Below are 17,477 nucleotides of genomic sequence, written 5' to 3'. Positions count from 1 at the left end.
CCACACTCTATTAGTAAAATAAAAACAATCTGTTGATTGTTAAAAGCTTTAATTACATAGATATTATAATATAGAAATATTATTGGTAAATAAAAATCAGGTAATCTCCTGATTTTTAATTTATTTTAACTTCTAATTCAATATCTGGTAATTGTTCATATTCTATTTTAGCTGCATCAAGCATTCTTCTTGCAGCAACATATTCTTTTTGATCGTGATATTTATCTAAAGAATAATATACTTTTTTAATTCCTGCTTGAATAATTATTTTTGTACATTCATTGCAAGGAAATAAAGTAACATATAAATCACAATCAGTTAAATTAGTTCTAGCACTTACAATCGCATTAACTTCAGCATGAGCAACATAAGCATATTTTAGATCAATTCACTCAGCACCTTGGCGTTGTCATGGAAATTCATCATCACTAACTCCTCTTGGAAAACCATTATAACCTGTTGACATAATTTGATTTAATTTATTAACAACAATAGCTCCAACTTGAGTTGAAGGATCTTTACTTCTCATAGCACTAGCTTTAGCAATTAACATAAAGTATTGTTTTCATGTTAAATAATTTTGACGTTTTGACATATTAAAATCCTGTTATTCAATTACCAGCGGTATTAAAGCTTCCTTCTCATCCAATTTTATTAGTAATAGAGTTTACAAATTCTGTACTAAATCATTTATTTTTAATGTAAAAAGATAAAGCGTTTAAAATGTTAGCATCAACAGCTGTTGTAAATTTTGTAATCATTATAAATACAATTGGAATAGTAATAATTGATATTATTAATCCTACTTGAATCATTTCGATTCATTTTCATTCTTTAACTTGAGTTTTTAATAAACCTGTAAAACAAGTTCCTAAAACCATACCAACTCCAGTGATTAATAATGAACTTAACCCACTTCCATATAGTAATGAAAATAAAACTATCATTATAATGTATTTTCAAGCTTTAGATTGACTGAACTTAGCTACAGGAGTATTTTTACCTGATGCATCTGTTAATAAAATTCCTAAAAAGATTCCGATAGTACTTATAATTCCACCTGTATAAGTTGCTGGTAAAACACAACTTGCAAATAATCCTAATACTAAGTAACTTAAAAATGAACTAACAGCAAATGATCAAGTTTTTCCTATTGAAATTTCACACATTTTAGAAGCGTTGAAAAACATTGATCCTAAAATAATTAAAAGAAGAACACTTAAAAATGGAGATCCAATTTGTTGCATAGGAGCAAATCCATAAGTAAAGACTCTTCATCATTGTCCACCTAAAATTGTTAGATTTCAGTTAGTTGCACCAAACGCTAATGAAAGAGTGTTTGGATTAATTTGAGCATCTTTTAATAAATAAGGAGCAAAAAGTTGAATTGATCCTGGAAGTAAAACTAAAAGAATTAAAACGATTCAAGAAAATGTAATTTTATTTGATTTAATACTTTGAATAAATTTATTAAGACTTTTTAAATTTTCTTCAAAACTATTTTGTTCATTTAACTCTTCTTTTATTTCTTGTTGTTGGTGTTGATTAAAATTTAATAAATCACTTTTTTCAAAAAATGGTTCTAAATTGTCTTTTAAATTTTCTATTGATGAGTATAAAATCTTTTTATTTTCTTGTTCAATAAGATCGTTATTTGCATTTTCATCAACAACTATCATAAAAATTTGCACAGGTTTATTAACTGCTTTTTGCATTTTTTGAACAACATAATCTAATTCTTTATCGGCACTAATACTTCTATCAAAATTAATAACAACTATTTGGAATTTATTTGAAGAATTATATAAATAACTTATATTAGAATTTACTTTTGATTTTAATAATTTAGCATTGTAATTTTTAATAAAGAAATTTTCTAAAATCTTTTTATTTTCATTCATCTTAAACACCTCCTAATTCTTTAATTTTATCATTAAATTCTTTAGGTAGCTCTGCAATTACTTCAATTCGTTTATTTGTGATTGGATGATTAAATGATAATTTGTATGCGTGAAGATATTGTCCAAAATCAGTAGTTTTTTCACTTAATCGACCATAAACAGGATCGTTTATAATCGGGTGTTTAATAAAGTTAAAATGTACTCTGATTTGATGTGTTCGTCCAGTTTCAATATTACATTTAATTAAAGTTGCATTATCAAAACGTTGGATGACTTCAAAATTTGTTTTAGCATGTTTTGAATTTTTAATTGTAACTGCCATTTTTTTTCTATCATTTTCATGTCTTCCAATAGGAGCATCAATAATACCTTTATTTTTAGCAATTACACCTCAAACTAAAGCATAATATTCTTTATAAATTTCATGATTAGTTAACATTTCAGTTAGTCTTTTATGAGCTTTGTCATTTTTAGCAATAATTAATAATCCTGTAGTTTGTTTATCTATTCTATGCACTATTCCTGGTCTTAATTCACCATTAATTGATGAAAGTTCAACTCCACTTCCAAGTAAAGCATTAACAATAGTATTATCAAAATTACCAGCACCTGGATGAACTACAATATTGTTTTGTTTATTAATAATTAAAATATCATCATCTTGATAAACAATATCTAAAGGAATGTTTTGAGCAACAATATCAGTTGGTTTAGGATCATCAATATTAATAATTATTTCTGTATTTGGTTTTACAACAAAATTATTAGCATTAATTATTTCACCATCAACAATAACATTACCTTCTTTAATTAATTTTTGAATATATGATCTAGAAAAATCTCTATCAGATAACAGTTCAACTAAAAGTTTATCTAATCTAGTTGATATTTCATTAGAATTTAAAATTATTTGTTGCATTCTTCTTCACCTTTTTGTTTTTTAAATTTAGTTTTAATAAATTCGATAAATTCTATTACTATAACTAAAGCACTAACTCCAATTCCAACATTAACTCATAAATCAGCTAAGTTAAAAATATAACTAGCTTTAACTCAAGATATATCTCATACTAAAAAGTCAATAACTCCACCAGGTTTTGAATTTTCATTTAAAGGAGCTCATGATCTAGCAATTAAATTAGCAAAACTTCCAGATAAAATAAACACTAAAGCAATCAATCATTTTTTATTATTTAAAAATATGAAAAAGATTATTAATAAGAAAGTTATTATACTAGCTATTGAAATTACTAAGTATTGTTTGTCTTCTAATCCACCATAAGCCATACCTAAATTAATTGTATATTTAAGTTTTATAAATCCTGGAATTAGTTTAGCTTCTTGACCTAGTTCAAATTTGTTTGCAACGATAATTTTAGTTATTAGATCAGATCCTATTAGAAAAATCAAAATAGGAGCACAAACAAAAAGTTTATATTTTCATTCAAAATTATATTGTTTTAATTTAACTTTTCATTCTAGAATTTTATCTTTAAATATCATATTTTCTCCACTATAAACTTTTAACTACTTTGTCACATTCTAAACAAATTTCATCATCAATTAAATTATCAAATATTTGTCAACATCTTTGGCATTTCATACCTTGTTTTTGTTCAACTTTAATTTCACTTAAATTACAGCTAATAAATTCATTATTAGTTTGATCAACAAAATTAATTGAATTTACAATAAAGATTTGAGCTAGATCTTTTTGATCTGATAAATGTTTAAATTCATCATTTAGTTTAATTGTTACAATAGCTTCAAAACCTTTGTTGATTGTTTTATTTTCTCTTGCAATTTCTAATGCTTTATTTACATCATCACGTAAATTCATTAGACTTTCTCATTTGCTAATAAATTCTTGGTTTTGATCAAATTTTTGCTCTCTATTATTTAATAAGTGAACTGATAATTGTTTATCTGAAATGTTTAATGATTGGTATGCTTCTTCAATTGTATGAACTAAAATAGGACGTAAAACATCAATTAAGCATCATAATTGTTCATATAAAACAGTTTGAACTTGTCTTCTTCTTTTTGAATTTTTAGCATGAATATATAAAATATCTTTAATGAAATCTAAATAGAATGATGATAGGTTTTTAGTTACATAATTCATTGTTAAATTATAAACTTGGTTAAATTGTAAGTTTTGATAAAAATCATTTGCTTTATCTTTAAATTGAGTTAAGTTAGCTAAACTGTATTTATCAACTTCTTCTAAATCATTTTGATAATCTTTTAATGGATCAAAATCATGTAAATTAGCTAAAATAAATCTAATTGTGTTACGGATTTTTCTATATGATTCACTAATTTGTTTAATAATTTCAGGACCAATTTTTTGATCATCAGTAAAATCAGTTGAACTTACTCATAATCTTAAAATATCAGCACCTAGATCATTTGAAAATTGAATTGGATCAACACCGTTTCCTAATGACTTAGACATTTTGTTTCCTTTTTCATCAGTTGTCATACCGTGAGAAACTAATTTTTTATAAGGAGATTTTGACATATAAATAGTTGAGTTAATCATTGAAGCATTAAATCATCCTCTGTATTGATCATTTCCTTCTAAATACATATCAAATGGTAGATCTAATTCTTTAAATCTTTCAATCATAGCAATTGCACTTGATCCCGAATCAAATCAAACATCTAAAATATCTTTTTCTTTTTTCAAGTTTTTATTTTTGTATTCATCAGGTAAGAAAATATCAGCATCATCATTGAATCAAGCATGAGTTCCTAATTCATCAATTTTATTAATTGCATATTGTAAAATTTCATTATTTAAAACTAAATTATCATTTTGATCATAAAATGCAACAATTGGAACTCCTCATAATCTTTGTCTTGAAATAGTTCAATCTGTTCTTTCTTCTAAAACTTGATATAGACGTCTTTTTGCTCATTTTGGATGAGTTTCAATTTCATTAACATTTTTTAAAATTTCATCTTTAACTGGTGCTAAATTAACAAATCATTGTAATGTACATCTATAAATAACTGGTTTTTTAGTTCTTCAGTCATGAGGATATGAGTGAGTTACAAATTTTAGTTTTAATAAGTTGTTTTTATTTGCTAATCTTGTTGTGATGATTTTGTTTGTATCATCATAAAACATACCAACTAATTCAGGATCTAAATGATTAATTTCTTCAGTAAATTTACCTTGATTATTAATTGGAGCAAATGGTTCGATTTTGTGTTGTTTTACAATTAAATAATCATCTTCACCAAATCCACCAGCAATATGAACCATACCAGTTCCAGATTCACTAGTTACGTGATGACCTAAAACAACTTTACTAATTTTTTGATCATATAAAGGATGAACGTATTGTGTATCAACTAAATATGAACCATCAACTTCATTTAAAACACTAACATTTTCTCATCCAATTTCTTGACTTGCTTTTTCAACTAATTCTGAAGCTATAACAAATTTTCTATCATCATTTTCAGGTTTAACAACACTATATTTAATATTTTCTCCAACTGCGATTAATTGGTTTGAAGGTAAAGTTCAAGGTGTTGTTGTTCAAATCACTAGTTTAGTTTCTGAATCAAATTTATCAGAATTTACAATATCACAAGCTACATAAACAGTTGGTGATTTAACATCTTTATATTCAATTTCAGAATCTGCTAATGCTGATTCACTTGATGGAGATCAGTAAATTGGTTTTAATGCTTTATAAATTAATCCTTTTTCATACATTTTTTGAAATAATCTTAATTCACTCATTTCAAAATCATGAGTTAAAGTAACATATTTAACATCATAATCAGTAAACATACCTAAACGTTTAAATTGACTTGCTTGATTTTTAACTTGATCTAAAGCATATTTTTCACATAATTTTCTAAACTCAATTTTATCCATACTTTTACGATCAACACCAGTTTTAGTAACAGCAGTTTCGATAGGTAGACCATGAGTATCTCATCCCATAATAAAAGGAGCATAATAACCTGTTGCATTTTTAAATCTAATGATGATATCTTTTAAAGTTTTATTTAATGCATGACCAATGTGTAGATCTCCATTCGCATATGGTGGACCATCATGTAAAACAAATTTAGGTAGATCTTTGTTTAGTTGCATTTTTTTGTCATAAATTTTATTTTCTTCTCAGAATTTTTCAAAAACAGGTTCTTTATCTTTTAAACCAGCTCTCATATCAAAAGAAGTTTGTCCAATTAATAATGTATCTTTGAATTTATTAGCCATAAATATAATCCTTTCTTAAAAATAAAAATCGCCCTATCTAAGGAGCGATTAAACCGCGGTGCCATCCTAATTAAATCATAAAATATACTATGATCCATCTCTGTTGGTATTAACGGTTCCACCGCGAAATTCTACTAAGCTGAATGCCGTTCTTTTTCGGTAAGAAAAAGTGATATTTTATAAAACACTTTACTAATTCACACCACACATTAGCTCTCTGAAAAAGTTAATTTTATAAAACTTGTCTTTTAATTTTATTTATTTTATTCTATATTATTTTAATTGTTTTTTCCACTATTTTCATGACTTCTAACAAATTTCAAGCTTCTAGCTATGTAATCATTTTCAAATTCAATAATTGATTTTGTATGATGAACACCTTGATCATAAATTGTTACTTTATTTTCATTAGCTTGTTCAATATTATTTTTAATCTTACACATTCTAACACTATCTAAATAATTAGTAACTTTATCATATCTGTTGTGGAAATATAAAACTGGTATGTATTTATTTGAAGTTTGAATTAACTCTCTAAAGTTTAAATCACTTAAATTAACTTTATATTCTTGTTTATAAACTTTTAAAATATCTTTTAAAATATCATTTCCTAAACCTTGTAAAAACTTAGGAGTATTATTAGTAACCATTTTTTTTAATAAATGTTTAACTGACATATAAGATGAATCTGAGATCGCTCATTTAATGTTTGCTTTTTTAATTAAATCAGGTTCAGTTAATAAAAAGTAATTAATTGTAAATGCACCCATACTAGTTCCAACTAATCCTAATGTTGAAACGTTATATTTTTGAATTAATCACTTAATAATAGTGATTAAATCACCTTTTTCTTGATAACCTCAAGTAGTAACTTTTCCTTCGCTTACACCATGATTTCTAAAATCAAAAGTAATGATGTTATAACCTAATTGACGATAGTGTCATAATAAATATAAAACCTCTACTCTATTAGAATTATAACCATGAACACCAACAACTCATTTATCAGATTGTTTTGAATTTAATCATATACTTCCAGCAATTCTAGTTCCGTCAAATGAATTAGTAAAAAAATTAATAGTTGGAGTTTTATATTCTTTAATTTTTAATTTTTTATTTGAATTTCTATTTGTTGGATTTAATCAAGAAAAAGCTTTAATAGGATTGAAATTAACTGAAAATCCATCTTCTCTTTTATAAATAGTTTTTGAGAATTTAGAATTTCACATCGTTATCATCGCTAAAGCAATACTTGAATATTGACTAGTTATCTCTTTTTTCATCTTTTTATAACTTTCTATTTTCTATATATTTAATTATAAAATACAAACTTAATATCATATTATTTTAATTTGTAATTGATTTAAGTCTTTTTATAAAATCATAAACTTTATTAATTTCTGTTTTATTGTAAGCATATTCTTGTTTAAAGTTAGGATTATATCTTTTTAAAATACTTTTATAAGCTTTTTTAATATTTTTAGTTTTTGATAAAGTACTGATTTCTAATAAAGCATAAGATTGATTTACTATATTAAATTTCTTTGAAAAAATTTTCTTTTTAGAACGTTTTTTGATTGTTAGATCAGCTTGATAAATATCAATTTTTAATTGTTTAATTAAGTTTAAAGTTTGTTCTAATAAAGTATCATTAATCTTTTTAATTTCATCTTCCACATCACATGAAATATTTTTAATAGCACATGAAATTTCATTTTTTAAAATATTTTCAACAAAATCGTTTACCATTAATTCTCTAAAGATAGTTCAATATTGTTTATAGTATTTAGATAAAAATAAAACACTTTCTTTGTTATATTCTAAATTTAGTTCATCAAAAGCAAATAATAATAATTTTTCACAATGTAAAAAGTTTAATAATAATTGATTTTCACTAGATTTTAAATTATTAATAAGTTTTTCAGTAGAAGTAAAACGAACTTTTGCATTTTCTAAAAATTTTTTAGTTTCTTTGTATTCACCAAAAAATGGAATTCGGTTAAAGTTTTCATAATAATCGTATTCTTTTATTAAAATGATTGTTTTATTATCAATGATTCAACTTCTTCTATTTTGAATAAAAATTTTATCAATTTCACTATTTGATTCTTTTGTTTTTTGATCTTTTCTATTTAATAGGTATCTAAACACAACAACAAATGTGAAAAACAAAATCCAAATCACTAAAAGCGATATTAAAAATACAATCATCATGTCGTTTTTCTCCTGTATAAATAAAATTATAATAAAAAGTTCTCATATTTGAGAACTTTTGAAATTAATTAGTTTCTTTAGCTATAACACTAACTCTAGTACGGTTTTTTCCGAATCTTTCGTATTTAACGATTCCTGAAGTTAAAGCAAATAGAGTGTCATCTCCACCACGTCCTACGTTGTTACCTGGGTGGATTTTTGTTCCTCTTTGTCTAAAAATAATTGAACCAGCGTTAGTAAATTGTCCGTCTGATTTTTTAGCACCTAAACGTTTTGATTCAGAGTCACGTCCGTTTTTAGTTGACCCTACTCCCTTTTTAGAAGCAAAGAACTGTAAACCTAATAAGAAACGCATATTCATATTAACTTACCTCCTTAAACTGTGTATTTTTAGGATATTGAGTTGTTATTGTATGAATTTGTATTTTTAACATATTCAACATAGTTTGTAGATATTTATCATTTAAGTCAAGTGCTTGAATAATAACTTCATTATCTAAAACTTCCAACCTCACCTTGTCACGATAATTAATATCAAGTGCATTTAAAGCACCACTAACAATTCCTGTAATTGCAGCACACACAAGATCTTGACCATAAGGTCCGGCATTTGCATGACCACTTATATTAAATTGTTCGATATTTTTATCATTATATTTAATTACTATCTTTATCATAATTATTTAGTAGTAATTTCATCAATTTTTACTTTTGTAAAAGGTTGTCTGTGACCGTAAATTTTATTAACGTTTTTCTTTGGATGATATCTAACAACACGGATTTTTTTACCTTTTCCTTGTTTTACGATAGTTCCTGAAACTTTAGCTCCAGCGATTGTTGGGTTACCAACTGTTCCATCGATCATTAATACTTGATCAAATACAACTTTTGCATCAACTTCACCTTCGATTTTTTCGATGAAGATTTCTTGTCCTGGTTCAACTTTAATTTGTTTTCCACCAGTTTTAATGATTGCAAACATCTTTCTTCCTCCAGTCTAGACTCGCCTCTGTATGTGAGTGTGAACTTCTTTTAAGACATACAAAAAGAGCGGTTGAAACTTTTTTCAACATAAAGATATTACTACATATAATTAATCATTTCAATATATGATTACAATTTAAGAAAGTTTTGTTTTCTAATTAAGTTTTTAAAAAGTGTTAAAGCTAAATTAAACTAAAAAATTCCTTGATCGTCAAATGAGTATTGAGCAATTGAATCAACACTATAATCACCAAAATTATTTGGAATAGCAATTTTTTGCACGCTTTTACCTGATCCTAATTCTAAAACAGGATAACGAGATTGCATAGAATCATATTTTAATTTTTCTATTTGATAATCAATTTTTTTAGTATTATCTACTTTTATTAAATTGTTTCCAAATTTAAATTCAGCTTTAGCTGGATTTGATGCCATAACAAACATTGATACAACTGTTGATGATATAGTATCAAACAGACCAATATAACTATTAGAAACACTTGTAACAAGTTTTGCAGCACCCTCTAAAAGAGCACCAGTAATATTTAAACCAGCTCCAGCAATAATTTCTTTTGTATTTTCTATTTTTATTTCTTTCATTCATATTTACCTCCTATTAATGTATTAGGAAGTTTTATTTAAAATGTACATGTTATATAACTCATTTTTTGATTTATTTGTTTTTTGACTAATTATCTCACAAGCTTTTTTTAACTTAATATCATTTAAATTCATTTCATCATCAATTAATTTAATAATTTCTTGATCTGAATAATCATTATTTATTAATTTTTGATTCTGTTTATCAATTACAATTACAAATTCACCTTTACTAATAAATTCATCTGAATTAACATAGTCATTAATTTCACTAATTGATCCATAAATAATTTCTTCGTTAATTTTAGTTAGTTCTCTAGCTATAACTATTTTATGATTTGAATCTAATATTTCATTTAAACATTCAACAGTTTGTTTGATTCTGTGAACTGATTCATAAAAACTAATGACAGTATCATTATAATTATTAATTAAATTAGTTAATTCTTTAATTTTTGATTGTTTATTTTTATTTTCAATAAAACCATAAAAGTAATTTGTTTTACTATTAAAACCACTACAAATTAAAGCATGAATATAAGCTGAACCTGTTCCAATTGCAGTAATATTACAATTTATATTTAACTGTTTTAATTGATTAATTAAATATCCTGCTGGATCACTTATAATAGGAACTCCTGCATCACTTATAATAGCTAGACTTTTATTTTGATTAACTAGATCTATTATTTGATTAATTCTTTGATCTTCATTGTACATGTGAAAAGAAATTAAGTTATTTGAAATATTATATTTATCTAATAAAACTTTACTAGTTCTAGTATCTTCACAAAATATAAAATCAACATTTTGTAATGTTTGTAAACTTCTTTTATTAATATCATCTAAATTACCTATTGGAGTTGTTATTAAATAAATTGTAGGTTTATTATTTTTAAAAGTTTTTTGTAAAATCATAATTTCTCCTTATAAACTATTTTAATTTTAACTTAAGATTGTTATAAATAGATTTGAGTTTATTTTATTTTAGAATAATACGTCTTATATTAAAATAAAACCATTTAGATAAAAGGAGAAGAAAATGAATAGTACACAAATTTTATTAATAGTTTTAATAGCTTTATTAATAATTGCATTATCAGGTATTGTAGTTTTATTAATTAAAAATAAAAATCAAACTTATCCAGTTCAAGATCAAAGTCAATTAACTAATAAAATACAACAAATTATTACTGATCTAACAGCTAAAACAGCAGCTGATAAAGAAAAATTTGAAAATCTAACAAAAACAGTTGGTGAACAAAAAACTGATTTAACAAATTCAGTAAATCAACAAAAAAATGAATTAAAAGATTCTGTTGATAAACAAAAACAAGAACTAACTGAATCAATTAATCAACAAAAATCAGAGTTAAAAAAATCAATAGAGTTATTAAATGAACAATTTAAAATCTTAAATAATACAGCTATTGAAAGTAAAACTAAACTAGAACAAGTAAATAAAGATATTAATGCTTCTTCTGATAAAATAGCTGATATTTCTGCTATTTTTAAAAATAGTAAAACAAGAGGAAATATTGGTGAATATACACTAGAATGAATACTAACTAATATTTTAGGTGATGAATCAGTTGATGGAATTTGACAAAGAGAATATCAATATAAAAACGGTAGTGAAAAACCTAGAATTGATGCAATTATTAGAACTGGAATTAATGATAAAAAAATTGCAATTGATTCAAAATTCCCATTACAAAAAACTGATATTTTACTTTCAAGTGAAAAAGAAACTTATGAATATAAACAAGCTCAAAAAGAATTTAAAGACTCAATTAATCAAAAAATTAAAGATCTTTCAAGTAAATATATTAACAAACAAGAAGGAGTTGATAGTGTTATTATGTACATTCCTTCTGAAGTGATTTTTGAATTAATTATTAATGATTTTAGAGATGTTTATAAATCAGCTTTAGATAAAAGAATTTGAATAACTTCACCAACTACTTTACCAGTAATGTTACACGCTCAACAAATCGCTATTAAAGATTATAAAATTTCAAAAAATATTGATGAAATTCAAAAAACTATGAATTTAATTTTAAAAGATCTAGAACGTTGAGATAAAAGAAATACTATTTTAAAAAAAGCTTATGATAAATATGTTAAAGATACAAATGAAGCATTCGAAGATTTAGAAACTTCTAAAAATAAAATTATTAGTAACATTGAAAATATCAATAAAGTAAAAATAACAACTGAAAATGATTTATCTACAGAAGATATTAAAGCAGACTACAAAAGTCTGTTTTTTTATTTGTTAATTGTTATTTCTGACTTTTTATATCGTTTACTTGTCTTTTATTAGATTTATCTCATATATATTAGATAAGCAAAAAGTGTGGAAATACACGCAAATTGCTTGTGTAAATAAAAAGTAGTATAATATAGGCGAGCAAAAAGTGTGGAAATACACGCAAATTGCTTGTGTTTGGAGTGAATTATATGAGTATAGATATAAAAAGAGATTTTTATCTTAATAAGTTAATATCTAAAATGCATAATAAAAGAATAAAAGTTATTACAGGAATTAGAAGATGTGGTAAATCTTATCTACTTTTTAATACGTTTTATAATTATTTAAAATCAAATCAAGTAAGAGAAGATCAAATAATTTCTATTTCTTTTGAAAATATTAAAAATAAAAAATACACTAATCCAATAACTTTATATGAATATATTTCTAGTCAAATAGTTGATGAAAATACTAAGTACTATATTTTAATTGATGAAATACAAATGTGTGAAGAAATTGATAATCCATATGTAGAAAATAGTAGTTATAAAATAACTTTTGTCGATACTTTATTAAGTTTTTATAATAAAGAAAATATTGATGTTTATGTAACTGGAAGTAATTCTAAAATGTTATCAACTGATGTTTTAACTCAATTTAGAGATAGAGCTGACGAGATTTATATTTCACCTTTATCTTATGATGAAATCATTCCATTATATGAAAACAAATATCTAGCTTTAGAAGAATATATGATTTATGGTGGTTTACCTTATGTATATTCTTTAAAAACTCATCAAGAAAAAAGTAAATATTTAAAAGATCTTTTTAAAGCAACTTATATAAAAGATATTATAGAAAGAAATAAAATAATGAACGATTCTCATGTTTTAGATTCTCTTTTAGATTTTATTTCTTCAGTTATTGGTTCACTTACAAATCCAACAAGACTAACAAATATGTTGATTTCAAATAAAAAGATAAATATTTCTCATTCAACAGTTTTTAAATATTTAAATTATTTTGAAGAATCTTTTTTAATTTCTTCATGTAAAAGATATGACATTAAAGGACAAAGAGCTATTGATTCTCCTTTAAAATATTATTTTTCAGATATAGGTTTAAGAAATGCTAGATTAAATTTTAGAGATGATGATAAAGGTTTTATTCAAGAAAATATAATATATAATGAACTAATTAAAAGAGGTTATGAAGTAAATGTGGGTGTTGTTAATTATGAATACAACGAAAATAACGTAAGAAAAAGATCTCAACTAGAAGTTGATTTTGTTGTTAATATCGCTCATCAAAGATACTATATTCAATCAGCATTAAATATAGGCACTGCTGAAAAAAGAGAACAAGAAATATCATCATTAAAAAGAATAAATGATTCTTTTAAAAAAATAGTAATTGTTTATGAAGATATTATTCCAAGACATGATGAAAACGGAATTTTATATATAGGTTTAAAACAATTTTTATTGGAAAAAGATGTTTTAAAATTAATCTAGACAAGCAAAAAGTGTGGAAATACACAAAAAATGCTTGCGATCATCAAGTTATAATATAATGATTAAAAAATAAAAATAAAAATTGACAGTAATTTCTGTCAATTTTTTATTTTTTAACAACAATGTATCTATTATTTAACTCCTGGTTTATCTAATAGTTTAAACATATTGTATTTGTAAACTTCAACACCTGGTTGATCGAAAGGGTTAACATCTAATAGATATCCACTCATTGCAACAGCTAATTCAAAGAAGTAAACTAAGTATCCAAATTGTTCATCATCCATTTTTTCAAATTCTAAAATAATGTTTGGCATTTGTCCTGTTACTGCATGAGCTTGAACTACTCCTTTTAAAGCAGTTTGGTTAATTTCATGTAAACTTTTTCCTACTAAGTAGTTTAATCCATCATAGTTATCTTTATCAGGTAAAATGTCAATATCTTTAACTGGTTTATTAATTTTAATAACAGTTTCAAACATAACATTTCTAGGACCTTGTTGAACTCATTGTCCTAATGAGTGAAGATCTGTTGAAAATACCATTGATGTTGGGTATAAGGCTTTGAATTCTTTTCCTTCTGATTCACCAAATAATTGTTTTCATCATTCAGCTATCATTTGTAATTGTAATTCATAAGTAACTAATGCTTCAGTTCTGTAACCTTGGTTGTATAAGTAATTTCTTACAAAAGCATATTTGTAAGCTTCATTTGAAGAATCGTTTGCAACTAAATCAGCTTTTGCTTTTCTAGCTCCTTTAAAGATATTATCTGTATTAATTCCAGCAACTAATAATCCAAAAATACCAACAGGAGTTAAAACTGAGAATCTTCCACCAATGTCATCTGGAATAACAAAAGTTTCATATCCTTTTTCATCAGCTAATTTTTTTAATGCTCCTTTTTGTTTATCAGTAACTGCAACGATTAATTCTTTTGATTTTTCAATTCCAACTTTATTTACTAGTTCTTGTTCTAAAATTCTAAATGCAACTCCTGGTTCAGTAGTTGTTCCTGATTTTGAAATTACACAAATTCCGAAGTTTTTATCTTTTAAATATTCAACTAATTGAGCTGTATAAGTTGAACTCATAGTGTGTCCTGCGTAAACAACTTCAACTTTGTCTTTGTGTTTTAATCCACGAATCATTTCATCAGCTGCACGCATTCCTAAATATGATCCACCAATCCCAATGATTACTAATGTATCAATTTTGCTACGTAGTTCACCAGCAACTTGTTTCATTTTTTCATATTCAGCTTTGTCATAATTTTCTGGTCAATCCAATCAACCTAAAAAATCGTTTCCTTTTCCAGTTTTGTTAACAATCATTTCATGAACTTGCTTGATTTTATCTTCATCAACAATTTTATTAAAATCTAAGCCAGCATAATCTAAGTTTACTTTAATCATGTTCTACTTGCCTTTCTTTTATCTTCATCGTATTACTACACTATTTAATTATAGATACATTTTTCTGTAATTATAATATCTAATTTAACATCATGTTCATCTTTTAAAATATCATCACTTATTAGTTGTTGATCAAAACTTAACCCTACTTTTAAATAGTTATTTTTATTTAAATTAAAGAACTTATCATAAAAACCTTTACCCATACCAATACGGTTTAAATTTTTATCAAACCCTACTAGAGGAGTAAAAATACAATCTATATCACTACTATTTATTGTTTGATCACTACTAGGTTCATAAATATTAAATTTATTTAAACTATTATGATCGTGATCTAAATATCTAATCATTTCCATATCATTGTTTTGTAAAACTTTAGGAACAAAAACTTTAATATTATTTAAAAAACAATAATCAATAATTTTTCTAGTTTCAACTTCATATTTAGTAGAAAGATAAATGCAAATATTTTTAAAGTTATGATTTTTAATAAATTCAATAACTTGATTAGTAATAATTAAATTACTACTCTCTATATATGTATTAGAAAAATTTTTTCTTTTTTCTAACATAATTTTTCTTAATTGTAATTTATTCATAATCTTTTAATATTTCTATTAAACCATTAATAGGTAAACTAGCACATAATATTCTATTTTTTTGTTTATGTATATTTTTAAATACTACTAGTTCATTTAAATCATTAATATTAGTTAAATCACCATTATCAATTAGATCTTTATATTTATAAATAATATCTAGACTTTCAGTAATAGTTTTATCTTTAATTTGATTAATTAATATATCAGTTGAACTGGTTGCAACAACACAAGCACTTCCTGTAAATCTAATAGATTTAATAATATTTGATTCAATTAATACTTGTATAGTTAGTTGATCTGCACATGTATTTGATTTTAATAATTTAGTAATAGCGTTAGGATTATCTAATAAAGTTTTATTATCTGAATTAGTAAAATGCTTCATTAATATTTGTCTTAATAAACTATCGTTATTAATATCTATCATAACTAAAATAAAGCATCTAAGAATTTATCAGCATTTTTTAAAGCATCTACTAATTTATCAACATCAGTTTTAGTATTATAAACTCCAAAAGTTATTCTAACAGTGATTTCAGTTCCAATTACATCAGCTAATCTTCTAACACAATGCGCTCCAGCTCTTGAAGCTATATCATATTTAATATCTAAAAAGTGAGCTATATCTTGAGGGTTAATATTTCTAACATTAAATATTAATAAAGGAGAATAATTATTAATATTATAAAAAGTAATATATTTATCTAGATCGTTTAATTTGATTTGTTCTATTAAATATTTTTTTAAACTATGTTCATGTTCAGCAATTTTATCAACATTTAAACTAGTAATAAATTTAATTGCTTGGTTAAATGCTACTATTCCTGAAATATTAGGTGTTCCTGCTTCTAATTTATTAGGTAAACTTGCTAGTTTATAATCTTTAAAATCTTTTGAAATTTCTAAACTCATTCCTCCACCATAAAAAATAGGTTCTAGTTGATCTAATAAGTGATATTTACCATATAAAACACCAACTCCAAAAGGTCCATACATTTTATGTGATGCTATTGCTAGAAAATCAACATCTCAATCAACTACATCAATTTTAGCGTGAGCTGCTGATTGAGCTGCATCAACTACAACTATTACATCATCTTTTATGCTTCTAATTTTTTTAATAATAGCTTTAATATCATTTACATAACCTGTAGTGTTTGAAACATGAGCAAAAGTAATGATTTTAGTTTTTGAATTAATCACTTGATCTAATTTATCAATATCAATACCATACTCACTAGTTAAAAATAAAGGTTTAACAACTGCTTTAGTTTTTTTAGCTACATTAACTCAAGGTAATAAGTTAGCTGAATGCTCTAAACTAGTTGTTAGAATTTCATCACCTTCATTTAATAAATGACTTAAACCATAAGCTATTTGATTTAATGCATGAGTTGCTCCGTTTGTAAAAATAATTTCACTTTCATTTTTAGCATTTATAAATTCTTTAGTTAGTTTTCTAGTTTCATTTAAAAATTCAATTGATTTGTAACCTAATTTATAATCAGTTGAGTGTGGATTAGTACTAATATAATTTAAATAATCCATTTCAGCTTGAATTACACTTTGATGTTTTAATGTTGTAGCTCCACTGTCAAAATAAACTAATTCTTTATTGTTATTAAGAACCGGAAACTCTTGTTTAATATTTTTAAATATATCCATAATTTCACCTACATTTATTTATATTTTAAATTTATATCTTTTTTTATTGTATACAAATTTTAATTTTTCATAGTTATCA

General features: G+C 24.4%; 18 protein-coding genes and 2 other annotated features. Of the genes, 2 read left to right on the top strand and 16 right to left on the bottom strand.

Features of this window, described 5'->3' with window-relative positions; genetic code table 4:
- Positions 1-115: 115 nt before the first annotated feature.
- The 12 genes from NX779_RS03340 to rsmI form a co-directional block, all read right to left on the bottom strand.
- On the bottom strand, positions 116-595 hold the full coding sequence (locus NX779_RS03340; RefSeq protein WP_259430004.1) for a deoxycytidylate deaminase: 480 nt from the start codon (positions 593-595) through the stop codon (positions 116-118).
- A 1-nt stretch (position 596) separates the two neighbouring features.
- Complete coding sequence (locus NX779_RS03335) at positions 597-1,901, bottom strand: hypothetical protein (protein WP_259430003.1); 1,305 nt, start codon at positions 1,899-1,901, stop codon at positions 597-599.
- A gap of 1 nt (position 1,902) precedes the next feature.
- A complete protein-coding gene (locus NX779_RS03330) occupies positions 1,903-2,820 on the bottom strand; it encodes an RluA family pseudouridine synthase (protein ID WP_259430002.1) in 918 nt (305 codons plus the stop codon).
- Positions 2,808-3,404, bottom strand: a complete 597-nt coding sequence (locus NX779_RS03325) for a signal peptidase II (RefSeq protein WP_259430001.1) — start codon at positions 3,402-3,404, stop codon at positions 2,808-2,810. The genes NX779_RS03330 and NX779_RS03325 overlap by 13 nt, the downstream gene beginning before the upstream one ends.
- A 10-nt stretch (positions 3,405-3,414) precedes the next feature.
- A complete protein-coding gene (ileS, locus tag NX779_RS03320) occupies positions 3,415-6,147 on the bottom strand; it encodes an isoleucine--tRNA ligase (protein WP_259430000.1) in 2,733 nt (910 codons plus the stop codon).
- 37 nt (positions 6,148-6,184) lie between these two features.
- Positions 6,185-6,409 (bottom strand) — a binding site (T-box leader).
- Between the two features lie 16 nt (positions 6,410-6,425).
- Positions 6,426-7,418: an alpha/beta hydrolase gene (locus tag NX779_RS03315; protein ID WP_259430580.1), complete on the bottom strand. Its 993-nt coding sequence runs from the start codon at positions 7,416-7,418 to the stop codon at positions 6,426-6,428.
- Positions 7,419-7,494: 76 nt separating this feature from the next.
- Entirely contained in the window at positions 7,495-8,361 is an 867-nt protein-coding gene (locus NX779_RS03310) for a J domain-containing protein (RefSeq protein WP_259429999.1), read from the bottom strand.
- 64 nt (positions 8,362-8,425) lie between these two features.
- On the bottom strand, positions 8,426-8,716 hold the full coding sequence (rpmA, locus tag NX779_RS03305; protein WP_004429822.1) for a 50S ribosomal protein L27: 291 nt from the start codon (positions 8,714-8,716) through the stop codon (positions 8,426-8,428).
- 7 nt (positions 8,717-8,723) lie between these two features.
- Complete coding sequence (locus NX779_RS03300; RefSeq protein WP_042733400.1) at positions 8,724-9,038, bottom strand: ribosomal-processing cysteine protease Prp; 315 nt, start codon at positions 9,036-9,038, stop codon at positions 8,724-8,726.
- Positions 9,039-9,040: 2 nt separating this feature from the next.
- Positions 9,041-9,343 carry a 50S ribosomal protein L21 gene (gene rplU / locus NX779_RS03295; protein WP_004429818.1) on the bottom strand — a complete coding sequence of 101 codons (303 nt, stop codon included), beginning with the start codon at positions 9,341-9,343 and terminating at the stop codon, positions 9,041-9,043.
- Between the two features lie 7 nt (positions 9,344-9,350).
- Positions 9,351-9,427 (bottom strand) — a sequence feature (ribosomal protein L21 leader region).
- A 110-nt stretch (positions 9,428-9,537) separates the two neighbouring features.
- Positions 9,538-9,945, bottom strand: a complete 408-nt coding sequence (locus NX779_RS03290) for a hypothetical protein (protein ID WP_259429998.1) — start codon at positions 9,943-9,945, stop codon at positions 9,538-9,540.
- Between the two features lie 24 nt (positions 9,946-9,969).
- Positions 9,970-10,863, bottom strand: coding sequence for a 16S rRNA (cytidine(1402)-2'-O)-methyltransferase (gene rsmI / locus NX779_RS03285; protein WP_259429997.1), 894 nt, complete (start codon positions 10,861-10,863; stop codon positions 9,970-9,972).
- A 124-nt stretch (positions 10,864-10,987) separates the two neighbouring features.
- Here rsmI and NX779_RS03280 point away from each other — a divergent pair, with 124 nt between their 5' ends.
- Both NX779_RS03280 and NX779_RS03275 read left to right on the top strand, forming a co-directional pair.
- Positions 10,988-12,271 (top strand): DNA recombination protein RmuC, encoded by a 1,284-nt coding sequence (locus tag NX779_RS03280; protein ID WP_259429996.1) that lies wholly within the window; start codon positions 10,988-10,990, stop codon positions 12,269-12,271.
- Positions 12,272-12,459: 188 nt separating this feature from the next.
- Positions 12,460-13,713 carry an ATP-binding protein gene (locus NX779_RS03275; protein WP_375162443.1) on the top strand — a complete coding sequence of 418 codons (1,254 nt, stop codon included), beginning with the start codon at positions 12,460-12,462 and terminating at the stop codon, positions 13,711-13,713.
- A gap of 131 nt (positions 13,714-13,844) precedes the next feature.
- On the opposite strand, the gene NX779_RS03270 is transcribed toward NX779_RS03275, so the two are convergent.
- The 4 genes from NX779_RS03270 to NX779_RS03255 are packed head-to-tail and all read right to left on the bottom strand — an operon-like array spanning position 13,845 to position 17,398.
- Complete coding sequence (locus NX779_RS03270) at positions 13,845-15,128, bottom strand: glucose-6-phosphate isomerase (protein ID WP_259429995.1); 1,284 nt, start codon at positions 15,126-15,128, stop codon at positions 13,845-13,847.
- A 44-nt stretch (positions 15,129-15,172) separates the two neighbouring features.
- On the bottom strand, positions 15,173-15,730 hold the full coding sequence (locus NX779_RS03265; protein ID WP_259429994.1) for a 5-formyltetrahydrofolate cyclo-ligase: 558 nt from the start codon (positions 15,728-15,730) through the stop codon (positions 15,173-15,175).
- Positions 15,723-16,160, bottom strand: a complete 438-nt coding sequence (locus NX779_RS03260; protein WP_259429993.1) for an iron-sulfur cluster assembly scaffold protein — start codon at positions 16,158-16,160, stop codon at positions 15,723-15,725. The genes NX779_RS03265 and NX779_RS03260 overlap by 8 nt, the downstream gene beginning before the upstream one ends.
- Before the next feature lie 2 nt (positions 16,161-16,162).
- Complete coding sequence (locus tag NX779_RS03255; protein WP_259429992.1) at positions 16,163-17,398, bottom strand: aminotransferase class V-fold PLP-dependent enzyme; 1,236 nt, start codon at positions 17,396-17,398, stop codon at positions 16,163-16,165.
- Between the last annotated feature and the right edge of the window lie 79 nt (positions 17,399-17,477).

This window comes from Mycoplasma cottewii (genome assembly GCF_024918975.1).
Classification (GTDB): Bacteria; Bacillota_I; Bacilli_A; order Mycoplasmatales; family Mycoplasmataceae; genus Mycoplasma; species Mycoplasma cottewii.
The sequence above is the reverse complement of the archived record's forward strand: the minus strand, read 5'-3'. Positions and strand labels throughout refer to the sequence as shown.